The sequence below is a fragment of the uncultured Chitinophaga sp. genome, assembly GCF_937874145.1.
GTDB lineage: Bacteria > Bacteroidota > Bacteroidia > Chitinophagales > Chitinophagaceae > Chitinophaga.
The window spans coordinates 1-11,975 of sequence record NZ_CALNBI010000329.1 but is presented as its reverse complement, the minus strand read 5'-3'; the positions used below and the strand labels follow the sequence as shown (position 1 = coordinate 11,975).

The window sequence follows — 11,975 nt, the reverse complement described above, 5'->3', positions numbered from 1 at the left end:
GTTTCTTGTAGAAGGGAGTTTTCAGTCTGTAGAAAATCTTGCACATCCAAAACCGGCATCCGTAAACAGTTTGAAGGAAATGCATATCAGCATACATAAAAAAATCAGGGTGGGATTTTTCATCGCGTTTACCGCCATCATCGGCGCCAGCGTGGTGTCGTACCTCATCGCCAAAAACCTCATGCACAACGCCTCGCGCCTCCAGCATGCCGTGGAAGTCTCCAAACGCCTGGAGCTCATTTCCCGCCACCTGAAAGACGCCGAAGCCGCCATCCGGGGCTACAACATCACTCATCAACAGGAATTCCTCCACCCCAGCATGTCCGAGCGAAGCGTCAAAATTGAGAAAGAATACCGCAAGCTGCGCCAAATTATCGACGATCCCCCGCAGCAAAGAAACCTCGACACACTCAAGCAACTCCTCGATATCAAATACGGCCAACTCCTTGCCGGCGCCCGCCAGTCCAGCGGCAGCATCTCCGTTAAAGAAGGCGAATTGTCCATGGACCAGATCGACCGCAAGATGCAGGATATGATCGCCATCGAAGAAGCGCAGCTCTCCGAAAAATCCCGGGCTTTTACCTTCTTCTCCAACCTCTGGATCCCGGCGGTGTTCATCATTTCCCTCATCGCCATTATCATCGGCATCTATTCCTACGTCACGCTCAACCGCGAATTCCGCCTCCAGCTGCATATCGAATCCAGGATGCGCAGCTACCAGCGTGAGCTGCAGGAAAATATCAACCTGCTCAACAAATCCAATCAGGAACTGGAACAGTTTGCGTACGTAGCTTCCCACGACCTCCAGGAGCCCCTCCGTAAAATATCCACCTTCTCCGACCGGCTGCTGCTCAAGTACCGCGACGAGATCCCGCCCGAAGCGGGGCAGCTGGTAGACCGCATGGTTTCTGCCGTGGGCCGCATGCGCGTCCTCATCAACGACCTCCTGACTTTTTCCCGCGCCGGCCGCATCACGCCCGACACGATCGCTGAAATAGACCTCAACGAGCTCCTCCGCGACGTCCTCGGCGACCTCGACGCGCCGCTGCAGGAAAAGAAAGGCGCCGTCCAGACCGATCCGCTGCCCATGATCGAAGGTTCCGACACGGGCCTGCACCAGCTATTCCAGAACATCCTTTCCAACAGCATTAAATTCGCCAAGCCGGAGTGCCCGCTGCTCATCCGCATCACCGGCGAAACCCTCACCGGCCGCGGCGCGGGCGTGCCCAGCGAGAAAAAAGCCGCGGAAAAATACCTGCGCATCCGGGTGCAGGACAATGGCATCGGGTTCGACCCGTCCTATGCCGACCGCATCTTCCTCATCTTCCAGCGCCTTCATGGCGTCAGCGAATATAAAGGCACCGGCATCGGGCTGGCCATCTGCAAAAAAATCGTGGAAGCCCACCAGGGCTACATCTCCGCAGAAGGCGCTCCCGGCGAAGGGGCCGCATTTATTATCACCCTTCCGCTGAAACAATTGCGGGAAGACTGATTTTTGAGCATGTTTCTTGCTCTGAAACAGGAATACCATTGACAGATTATGAAAGAAAAACGCAAACGCATCCTCATGGTGGACGATGACGAAGATGATTTCTTCCTTGTCAACACCGTTTTACAGGATGTGGCCCCCGATCAGTATGAGATAACCTGGGCATCCACCTACGATAAAGCCCTGGAAGCCATCGGGAAGCGGGAACACGAATTATACCTCGTGGATTACCGCCTGGGTATGCACACCGGCATCGATATTCTCCGCCATTTCCAGGAAATAGGGTACGAAGCGCCCGTGATCATGCTCACCGGCAAAGGCGATTACGCCATTGATAACGAAGCGATGATCGCCGGCGCCACGGATTACCTCGTTAAAGGCGATATCACCGGCCCCGAACTGGAACGCGCCATCCGTTACGGCATCACCGAGTTCAAGCACCTGCGGGCCATCGCGGAAAACGAACGCAAATACTTCGGCATCTTCGAAAAAAGCCACGATATCATCATCCTGGCCGACTGCGAAATGAATATCATCGATGCCAACCCCAACGCCCGCAAGAAACTCGCCCACTCCCGGGAAGAACTGCTGGAGATGAACATGAGAGACCTGTTCTTCCTCGATTCGGAATGCAAGCGCTTCATGGAAGAGATTTGTACCGATGATGCCATCGTACAGCAGGAATTCACTTTCCGCGAAAAATCCGGCCGCAAGATTTCCGTGCTCGTCAATGCCAACAAGCTCGACGAGCAGCTGGGCACTTTCCTTTGCGTGGCGGAAGATATTACCGACAAGAAGCGGGAAGAACTGGAAAAAAGGCAACAGGAAAAGTTCGTGATTTCGGGCCGCATCGCCCGCGTGATCGCGCATGAGGTCCGCAACCCGCTCACCAATATCATCCTGGCCGTAGGGCAGTTCAGGGGGGAAGAATCCACCAACCTGGAAGACACCAGCCTCTATCTCGATATCATCGAACGCAACTGCACGCGCATCAACCAGCTGGTGACCGAGCTACTGCAATCCACCCGCATGATGGAGCTGCATTTGCTGGAACATGATCTTAATAACTTGATTGACAGCGCGCTTTCGCTGGCGATGGACCGCCTGAAACTCAACGGGATCAAACTGGTGGAGGATTTTACGCCACAACCGGCCGTGATTACGGCCGACGTGGAAAAAATGAACATCGCCCTGCTCAACATCCTCATCAACGCCATCGAAGCCATGACGCCCGGCAAAGGCGTGCTCACGATCCATACTTCAGTTGAAGGGAAAACGGCCATGATCCGGATCACGGACAATGGCATGGGCATCCCCGAAGAAAACAAAGCCCGCCTGTTCGATCCGTTCTTTACTTCAAAAACGAAAGGTACCGGGCTGGGGCTCACATCCACCCAAAACATTATTATTAATCACAAAGGCCACATCCAGGTAGAGAGCATCCTGGGCGAAGGGACCACCTTCATTATCACATTACCAGCGAATTAGGCTTACCAGGCTACATCACGGATAAGCTTGCCATTCTTGTCATATTCTTTATAGGTGTTGATATATCCTATCAGCCATCGCGCCTTGTAAATGCGCGCGCCTGGTATTTTCAGGATGGTTTTGCCCTGGAGGTCCGTAACCTCGTCGGTCCACCATTGCTCCTTCGGCACGGTGACCGTGGAGGGCAGGTCTTTATTGGCGCCTTCGGAGTAGCTTTTAATGTTGCGGCTGATCTTGCCCGGAACGGGGTGGAAAGATCCGTCTGTAGCGTGGAACTCCAGCAAAGTATCCACCGTGGTAAGATAAAAAACCTTCTCGCGGGCGCCGTATATCATATCATGCGCGCCTATACCCGGGATGGTATATGATTCCACGGCAACAAGGTCCGGTAAGTTTTTTTTCCGCTTGCCCTGGCGGACTTCGTAAGCTTTGATTTGGTTTGCACCCGCCACATAGAAATACCCATCGTAAAAATTCACGGCATGGCCATCGGGAAAATCTATCTTTCTCCGGGGGCGGTTGGGCTCGTAGCGTTTCGTTGAATTGAGGTCGTACCGGAATAGGGTGGTGTAATTACCGGTGCTGGAAGCTACCACCAGGATGTTTCCCGGCCCGATATCGAGAGAGTGGGGATTCCCGCCCACGGAGTCGTACCAGAGCGTTTTCTCGTCGCTTATCCGGATAATGGCCGCGCCGCCACCGGATGCGCAGGTTAAGAGATATTTTCCATTGCGCGAAAACTTCACTTCGCTGGGGTTCCGGAACCATTTACGGTGTTGTTCCGGGATATCCGATGCGCACCATTCCTTGATAATATCGCCGGATGGCGCCTGGACGATCATAACGCGGTGGATAGATTGGTCTGTGACCAGCATAGGGTAATTGGTAGCCTGCAATTGGAAAGCTAACAGTAACAGGAGCTCGTTCATACCCTTTAAAATACGACAAAAAGCAGGAATACATGATAATTAATCTTACCATTTATTCCTGCTTTTTGTATGTGGGGCTGATGGATAAAAATATTATGCAGCCCTGCCTCTGATGATATTGATCAGGATAGCGATGATGGCCAGCACGAGTAATGCGTGGATCAGGCCGCCGGCGGAATACACGAAAAACCCCAGGAGCCAGCCGATGATCAGGATCACGGCAATGAGATACAGTAAGGAATTCATATCAATGATTGTTTGGTTCAGGATAAATAATGTAAAAAGCATGCCAGTGCCAAATCAACCGTATGTAAACATTTACCGGAAAAATATACCACAACGAATGTGGATGCACTTCCCCCATGAGGGGTGAACCTTCAGCAGGGCCGCACTGTTCCCCGCATGAACCGTTATGGCAGTGTTTTTGGGCGATTTGGTATGAAACCATATCATTTACATCACCTCAAAATAGTACATCATGGAACACCTGCAAAAAACGGCAGCAGTCGTAGAAGACCTGGTTAAAATCAACAACGACCGGATTGAAGGATACAACAAAGCCCGCCTGCAAACCGACGATCTCGACCTGAAGGAACTTTTTGACGATATGGTGGCCGACAGCAAGCGCTTCACCACCGAGCTCAATAAATACCTCCGCAGCCTGGGCGAAGACCGCGAACGCGATTCCACCTTCGCCGGCAAGCTGTACCGCACCTGGATGGACGTGAAAGTATCCTTCGGGGGCGCCGACCGCCGGTCCATCCTGGCCACCTGCGAATACGGTGAAGACGCCGCGCAGAAATCCTACAATTCAGCGCTGGAACACGACTTCCTCCCGCCAGAAGTTCGCCAGATGATCTCCGAGCAACGCATGCGGCTGAAAAGCTCGCACGACAAAATCCGTTACCTGCGCGATCTCGAAACGGTTAATAAAGGATAACGTACTATCCACCATATTCATAAAAACAGAAAGTTCCGGCTGGTTCATTGCCGGAACTTTCTTTATGAGCAGGATGATCAAAAACGGTTACAAACAGGATGAATAATACTTACAATGGATCAATCTATGACAATGCGTTTTTTGAAGATTTAAAAAGCTGTCCCGCATCAGATGATGCAGGACAGCTGGCAAGCTTTACGGTTTTAATGATGCTTTAACTGCATGTTAAAACCACGAGTTGCCAATAACTAAAACAACAGCTATGATAAAAGTATAATCCGTAGTCAAAGTTTACAGATCATCGATCAGCTTTTTCACTTCTTCTTTCGATTTGCCAAGCTTCTGCTGAAGCCTTCCCAGCAATTCGTCTTCCTTTCCTTCCACATAAGTCAGATCGTCGTCGGTCAGATCACCGTACTGCTGTTTCAACTTGCCCTTGATTTCGTTCCAGGCGCCTTTCAACTGTAAAGAATTCATACGATAGCGTTTTTTGGGTGAAGTAAATGACTCTGCAGGAAAAAGATCAATTACTATACCACCCATGCCATCCGGCCCGGGAAGGGAATTCTGCGGCAAAAGGCTGGCCATTTTGTGGAAATAAGGCGTAAATTTCGTGGAGGAAAGTCCACAAATATGTCTGTTGAAACAATTAAAAATAACCGGCAGACTGTTTGCAGGATTACTGTTAAATGACAGTAACATCCGGAGGAACTAGTGGCAGACGTTTTCCCGGTACATAAATTAGACGCCATGGGAGATTTGATTTTAATTATTGACGACGAACCGGATATTTGTCAACTTTTACAGTTAAGCCTGACGAAGCATGGGTACAAGGTAAAATATGTGCACGCTTTGAAAGATGGATTACAGTTCTTACGTCAGCAAAAACCCGACGTTTTGTTCCTGGACATCCATCTCCCTGACGGGTCGGGTCTCGATATTCTTCCGCAGATAAAAGCGGATTATCCTGATTTGCCTGTGATATCCATCAGTGCTTATGACAATGGGATGGAAAAACAGAAAGCCCTGACGAACGGTGCGGTTCATTTTCTGCCTAAGCCATTTAACATAGGGGAGTTAACCGAGATCCTGTTTGATATGAAGAAAACCGGTGTAAAACCGAGTATGCATAATTAGTTGTAAATTTAATATCCGTCCAACATATTCAAGTATGAAGCGTATCCTCATTGTTGATGATGAAATAAACATTTGTACCCTGCTCAGCAGATTCCTGGGCAAGCATGGCTTTAAGACAGAAAGTACGATGACCGGCGCCCAGGCGCTGAAGATGCTGAAAGAAACTCCTTTCGACCTGATCCTTTGCGATTACCGCCTGAAAGATACTGACGGCGCGCAGTTGCTGAACGATATCCGGGCCCTCAGCCCGCAGACCGTCGTGATTATCATCACGGGCTACAGCGATGTCCGCATTGCGGTAGACATGGTGAAAAACGGCGCTTACGACTACATTTCCAAGCCATTGTACCCCGACGAGATCCTGGCCCTGGTGAACAAGGCGCTGGAGAACCCCGGTTCCCCCGCTCCCCAGCCTGCTCAGGCAGCCCCGGCGGCTCCCGCGGCCGACGCCCCCCACCGCCCGCAACCCTCGGGAGGCACCCAGAACGGCGGACAGTACGTCTACGGCGAAAGCGAGCCCTCCCGCCAGCTGATCCGCGAGCTCACCCTCGTGGCGCCCACCGACTATAGCGTCATCATCTTCGGCGAAACCGGCACCGGCAAGGAATCCGTAGCCCACCTCATCCACGACCACAGCAGCCGCAAAAGCCAGCCCTTCATCGCCATCGACTGCGGGGCACTTTCCCGCGAGCTGGCCGCCAGCGAACTGTTCGGTCACGAAAAAGGCTCTTTCACCGGCGCCATCGGCACCAAAATCGGCGCGTTCGAACAGGCGCACGGCGGCACCATCTTCCTCGACGAGATCGCCAACCTCCCTTACGACGTGCAGGTAGCCCTGCTCCGCGTGATCCAGGAAAAACAAATCCGCCGCGTGGGCAGCATGAAGGAAATAGCGGTGGACGTCCGCCTGATCGTGGCTTCCAACGAAAACCTCTTCGAAGCCGTGCAGAAAGGCAAGTTCCGGGAAGACCTTTTCCACCGTTTCAACGAATTCACCATCCATATCCCGCCGCTGCGCGAGCGCGGCGACGAAGACCTCCGTTCCTTCGTGGACGCTTTCCTCTCCCAGGCCGGCAAAGAGCTTAACAAGCCCGAAGCCGCGCTCAGCGAAGAAGTTTGGGAGTGTTTCCGGAATTACGACTGGCCGGGCAATATCCGCGAGCTGAAAAACGTGATCCGCCGCGCCAGCCTGCTCACACCCGCCGGAAAGGAAATCTCCATGGCCGCATTACCGCTGGAAATGAAAGCAGGCAAAATGATGCGCCAGCCCGCTGCCGCCGTGCCTGAAACCGCGCCGGCCGATCAGCAGGACGAGCCCAACCTTCCCCTCCTCGACGATAACGATCTTAAATCGGTTGCCCTCAAGGCGGAATACAACAAAATCATCAATGTGCTGAAGGAAGTGAAGTATAACAAGACGAAAGCCGCGCAGTTACTCAATATTGACAGGAAAACCCTTTACAATAAACTCCGTCTGCTGAATATTAATTACTAATCATTTGGTTATGAACGAGAAGGGAGAAAAGAAAGTCCCATTTTTCGAGCGGTTCGCCGGCAAAGTCGTATCTGCAACCGGCAGCCCCAGGGCCTTCATCGTCGCTTTCTTCGTCATCCTGGTATGGGCCGTAACCGGCCCGCTGTTCGCATTTTCCGATACCTGGCAACTGGTCATCAACACCGGTACCACCATCATCACGTTCCTGATGGTGTTTATCATCCAGAAATCGCAGAACAAGGATTCAAAATCCATCCAGCTGAAGCTTAACGAGCTCATCGCCTGCACCAAAACGGCCAGCAACCGCCTGATCGACATCGAAGAATTGTCGGAAGAAGAGCTCAACACCCTTCACAGCTTCTATTCGAAACTCGCGGAAGACACCAAGCTCCATCTCGACATCAAGAAATCGCATTCCATCGAAGAAGCGATGGAAAACACGCAGGATAAACTGAAAAAGCGGTAATTACCCGTTCAGTTCCTGCAGCAGGTCGCTGAGGTTGAGGCGGTGGGTGTACATGGTGAAGTCGCCGTTTTCGTCTTTGGGCCACTGCTCGCGCGGGCGGTCCCAGTACAGTTCCAGTCCATTCAGATCGGGGTCGTTCAGGTACAGGGCTTCGGATACGCCATGGTCCGCGAAACCGGTAAAGGCGACGCCGGCGCTGGTGAGCCTTTTATAAATTTCCGCCAGATCTTTCCGGGTAGGGTACAGGATCGCCACATGATAGAGGCCCGCGGCATTTTCCGGCGCGGGCGGCATGCCTTTGCTGTGCCAGGTGTTCAGGCCGATATGGTGATGGTAGCCGCCGGCGGAAATGAATGCCGCCTGATCGCCGAATTTCGTCATCAGTTCAAACCCCAGTAATCCGCAATAAAAATCGAGGGAACGCTGAAGGTCGGAAACCTTCAGGTGCACATGGCCGATCGTAGTGGCCGCAGGTACGGTATAGCTCATGAAAGTTGGTTCGTTTTGTTGCAAAGATAAACGGATCCCTCCTGCAAACGGCGTGTGTTTGTCCGCTGAAATACCGCCTGCGCTCAGGATCCGCTTGTAAATTATAAGATGACCAAAGGGCTGATAATGCCGATCGATGCCCGGTAATTATCGGTGTTCACGCTTCCGAAATTAGATTTCGCATAATCGGTGTACACATACTTCCTGCCGATAAATGTTCCGAACACCTTGAGATTCAAATTCTTAAATGGATATACCTCTACCCCGGGAATGTATCCCCAGGCCGTCCGCATCTTTACCGTGCTGGCGTTATCCGGGAGGCTCGTGCCTTTGGGGCTCCAGTACGCATCGTCCATCATCCCCACCACGAACAGGTTTACTTTGGAAGACAAATGCCAGTCCATCCGCACCCAATGGCTCATATACCTGGCGCGGTAAGCGTGTTTGATGCCGGCATTGTCGGTGATGCTGGAAATGATCCCTTTGCGGTCCAGCGCTTCGCGACTCCATTTGAAGTCGTATTGTATCTGGAACTTTTTGGTGGAGAACTGGTTCCCCAGCGCCAGGTAGTTCATGTATTCGTCTTCGGCTTCGCGGAACAGGGAATAGGACCAGAGCGTACTGAATTTTCCGAAATTACCCCGCCAGTTCAGCACGCTCGCAAAGGGAAATCTCGCAGACTTCACGCCCGGCAGCGCCAGGGTGTCGTATAGTTCGTTGAAGCTTGCCGTACGGCTGTTCAGCAATTGGAAAGTGAATTGGTTCTGGCGGTCGGGCAGCATATAGGAAACGCCCGCACCCACCAGGAAATTGTCAGCATATTCGACGATGTCGGAATATTCATAAATCTCGATGGGGTTGGCGTCGAACTCGTACCCGCCCCAGTCGGCGCACATTTTCCCCGCGTAGATGCTCCAGCTCTCGTTGGGATCGAACCGGAGGAAAGCGAGGTCGGTACTGCGGCTGATGTTGTCGATCGACTGCGGCACCACGCCGCGGGTATACCGGTCGCGGAATCGGAAGTATACCTTGTCATGCACTTTCCCGCGGATTTCCAGCCGGAACTGGTTCATCACGAACCGGGAGCGCTGGTATGTTCCTTCTTCGAATTCGTTCTGGAACGACATCTGCATGTTCGCGATCACATCCACATTAGACAATAACGACTGCTTGCTGACGGGAATGAGCGGCTCGCTCATCACGGTGGTATCGTCCATTTGCCTTTCCTGCACCTGCGCCAGGAGCGCGGCAGGAGCCATCAGCAGGAGCCATAGGAGGGTACGGCTTTTTGTCATACTCGGAAATTTTAGGGTGCTACCAGAATAGGTGGGCAAACAGGAACCCCGAGGCCACGGTCACCGAAACGGCAACGAGCCCCGGTATCATGAAACTATGGTTGATGAGATATTTACCAATATAAGTACTGCCGGTACGGTCGAAGTTGATGGCGGCCAGCAGCGTGGGATACCCCGGGAGCACGAAGTCACCGTTGGTAGCGGGGAACATGGCCACGAGGTTCTGCGGCGCGATGCCCAGCAGCACACCCAGCGGCATGAGCGCCTTGGTGGTGGCGGCCTGGCTGAAAAGCAGCATGCTCAGGACGAACAACGCGATGGCGAACGTCCAGGGTGCGGCCCTGACCATATCTCCCAAAGCGCCTTCGATCACGACATGGTTCGCCTCCATGAAAGTGGCGCTCATCCACACTACCCCGAAGATGGAGACAACGGCCTGCGCGCCTGCGGTGAACAGGCTGGCCTTGGCCACATCGGAAGTGGCGGTTTTGGTGAAGAGCAGCATCAGCGCCGCGGCGCCCAGCATCACCAGTTCGATGACCGCGGCCATCTTGATAGTGCCGTTGGCGTTCACGGAAAGATTGGCCACGCCCGGATCGAACCTGGGCAACAGGTTCGGGAAAGCCCCCACGAGCACGATCAGCAACACGGCAACCGCAAAAATGATCACGGAGGTTTTGGCGCCCGGCTTCAATGGCGCATTCTCTGAAGCGGATTGCGCATCGATTTCCCTCGCGAACTCAGGATCTTTCATCTTCTCCAGGAAAACGGGATCTTTCTCCAGCTCCTTTCCTTTCTTCCATACCACCGCCACGCCGGCCAGGATACCGACCAGGCACGCGGGGATACAGACTTTCAGGATCTGCACCAGTTCGATCTGCCCTGCCAGGATGGTAATCATAGCAGCGGTGGCCGCTGAAATGGGGCTGGCGGTAATGCCCAGGTGCGAGGCTACCACCGAAATGCTCAGGGGCCTCTCCGGCCGGATGCGCTTCTTGGTCGCCACCTCTGCGATAATCGGCAGGAGCGAATACGTGATGTGCGCCGTTCCGGCGAAGAGCGTGAAGCTGAAAGTCACCAGCGGCCCCAGCAGCGTAATCATCGACGGTTTGCTGCGGAGGATTTTTTCGGCGATGCGCACGAGGTAATCCATCCCGCCTGCAGCCTGCATGGTGGCGGCGGTGGAAACGACGGCCAAAATGATCAGCATCACGTCGATGGGCGGCTCGGCGGGCCGCATGCGGAATACAAAAAGGTACAGGGCAAGGGCCATCATGCCCATCACGCCCAGGCCAATGCCTTTCATGCGGGCGCCGATGAGGATGGCCACAAGGAGGATAGCAAATTGAATCCAGATCATGTTTTCGTTTTACGTTGAATGTTATAAAGGGGAAGATTAATACTCGAAAAACATTTGCTGGATTTGTTTCGGATCTTTCGTTTTCAATAACGCCAATTGCAACAGGATACGGGCTTTCTGCGGATTGAGGTCGTCGGCCGCAATCGTTCCCAACGCCGAATCATCGGTTTCAGCGTTCAACAACACGCGGCCGCTGCCGGTGCGGTTGGAGCGCACGACCATGATTCCCTGGCGGGTGATTTGTTTCACTTTCGCTTCCACGGTGGGGTAGAGGTTGCCGTTACCCACTCCCGCGATCACGATGCCCGCCACACGATCCTTCACCAGCGCGTCTACCAGCACAGGGTTGGTATTCGCATACCCGTACAAGATATCTACTTTTGGCAAAGAATTCACACCTGTTACATCGAACACGGTTTCGTGGGTATGCTTGCGGATGATGCGGTGATAGTATTCCACTTTGCCATCCATCACCACGCCCAGCGGACCGGTGTTCGGCGCCTGGAAGGTGGACACGTTGGTGGTATTGGTTTTAGTCACGTCGCGGGCGGAATAGATATAATCGTTCATCGCCACGAGCACGCCACGGTCTGCCGACGTCTTATTCGCTGCCACTACGATGCCGTTGTAGAGATTGAGGGGCCCGTCGGCCGAGAGCGCAGTTGCGGAACGCATCGCGCCTACCAGCACAACGGGTTTGGTGGTTTTGACGGTCAGCTGGAGGAAGTAACCGGTTTCGCCTTCCGTGTCGGTGCCGTGGGTGATCACGATCCCGTCCACATCGCTGCGCTTCGCCAGCTCGTTGATGCGGTGCGCCAGCTTCAGCCACACACTGTCGTGCATGGCCTGGCTGCCTACGCTGGCGATTTGCTCGCCGCGCAGGTTGG

General features: G+C 53.4%; 13 protein-coding genes. 6 read left to right on the top strand and 7 right to left on the bottom strand.

Annotated elements, in window-relative coordinates; genetic code table 11:
• Positions 1–79: 79 nt before the first annotated feature.
• Together Q0510_RS15990 and Q0510_RS15985 are read left to right on the top strand one after the other, a co-directional pair.
• Entirely contained in the window at positions 80–1,492 is a 1,413-nt protein-coding gene (locus Q0510_RS15990; protein WP_298713950.1) for a sensor histidine kinase, read from the top strand.
• 48 nt (positions 1,493–1,540) lie between these two features.
• Positions 1,541–2,977 (top strand): hybrid sensor histidine kinase/response regulator, encoded by a 1,437-nt coding sequence (locus Q0510_RS15985; protein WP_298713947.1) that lies wholly within the window; start codon positions 1,541–1,543, stop codon positions 2,975–2,977.
• 2 nt (positions 2,978–2,979) lie between these two features.
• On the opposite strand, the gene Q0510_RS15980 is transcribed toward Q0510_RS15985, so the two are convergent.
• Positions 2,980–3,906, bottom strand: a complete 927-nt coding sequence (locus Q0510_RS15980; protein ID WP_298713944.1) for a DUF6528 family protein — start codon at positions 3,904–3,906, stop codon at positions 2,980–2,982.
• Positions 3,907–3,999: 93 nt separating this feature from the next.
• Positions 4,000–4,152: a lmo0937 family membrane protein gene (locus tag Q0510_RS15975; protein WP_109695608.1), complete on the bottom strand. Its 153-nt coding sequence runs from the start codon at positions 4,150–4,152 to the stop codon at positions 4,000–4,002.
• 232 nt (positions 4,153–4,384) lie between these two features.
• On the opposite strand from Q0510_RS15975, the gene Q0510_RS15970 reads away from it, so the two are divergent.
• Positions 4,385–4,846 carry a PA2169 family four-helix-bundle protein gene (locus tag Q0510_RS15970; RefSeq protein ID WP_298713929.1) on the top strand — a complete coding sequence of 154 codons (462 nt, stop codon included), beginning with the start codon at positions 4,385–4,387 and terminating at the stop codon, positions 4,844–4,846.
• Positions 4,847–5,137: 291 nt separating this feature from the next.
• Here Q0510_RS15970 and Q0510_RS15965 read toward each other — a convergent pair whose 3' ends face one another.
• Positions 5,138–5,323, bottom strand: coding sequence for a CsbD family protein (locus tag Q0510_RS15965; protein ID WP_298713926.1), 186 nt, complete (start codon positions 5,321–5,323; stop codon positions 5,138–5,140).
• A 273-nt stretch (positions 5,324–5,596) separates the two neighbouring features.
• Here Q0510_RS15965 and Q0510_RS15960 point away from each other — a divergent pair, with 273 nt between their 5' ends.
• From Q0510_RS15960 to Q0510_RS15950, 3 genes are read left to right on the top strand one after another with little or no spacing between them, the layout of a single operon-like run.
• Positions 5,597–5,983, top strand: a complete 387-nt coding sequence (locus Q0510_RS15960) for a response regulator (protein WP_298713923.1) — start codon at positions 5,597–5,599, stop codon at positions 5,981–5,983.
• A gap of 34 nt (positions 5,984–6,017) precedes the next feature.
• On the top strand, positions 6,018–7,478 hold the full coding sequence (locus Q0510_RS15955) for a sigma-54 dependent transcriptional regulator (RefSeq protein WP_298713918.1): 1,461 nt from the start codon (positions 6,018–6,020) through the stop codon (positions 7,476–7,478).
• A gap of 10 nt (positions 7,479–7,488) precedes the next feature.
• Complete coding sequence (locus Q0510_RS15950; RefSeq protein WP_298713915.1) at positions 7,489–7,944, top strand: low affinity iron permease family protein; 456 nt, start codon at positions 7,489–7,491, stop codon at positions 7,942–7,944.
• Here the strand turns inward: Q0510_RS15950 and Q0510_RS15945 are convergent, their stop codons facing one another.
• The 4 genes from Q0510_RS15945 to Q0510_RS15930 all read right to left on the bottom strand — a co-directional run.
• Positions 7,945–8,433 carry a VOC family protein gene (locus tag Q0510_RS15945; protein ID WP_298713912.1) on the bottom strand — a complete coding sequence of 163 codons (489 nt, stop codon included), beginning with the start codon at positions 8,431–8,433 and terminating at the stop codon, positions 7,945–7,947.
• Positions 8,434–8,534: 101 nt separating this feature from the next.
• Complete coding sequence (locus Q0510_RS15940) at positions 8,535–9,728, bottom strand: porin (RefSeq protein WP_298713909.1); 1,194 nt, start codon at positions 9,726–9,728, stop codon at positions 8,535–8,537.
• A gap of 19 nt (positions 9,729–9,747) precedes the next feature.
• Positions 9,748–11,088 (bottom strand): anaerobic C4-dicarboxylate transporter family protein, encoded by a 1,341-nt coding sequence (locus tag Q0510_RS15935; protein WP_298713907.1) that lies wholly within the window; start codon positions 11,086–11,088, stop codon positions 9,748–9,750.
• A 36-nt stretch (positions 11,089–11,124) separates the two neighbouring features.
• The coding region (locus Q0510_RS15930) for a type II asparaginase (RefSeq protein ID WP_298713905.1) at positions 11,125–11,975 on the bottom strand (851 nt) is incomplete at its 5' end.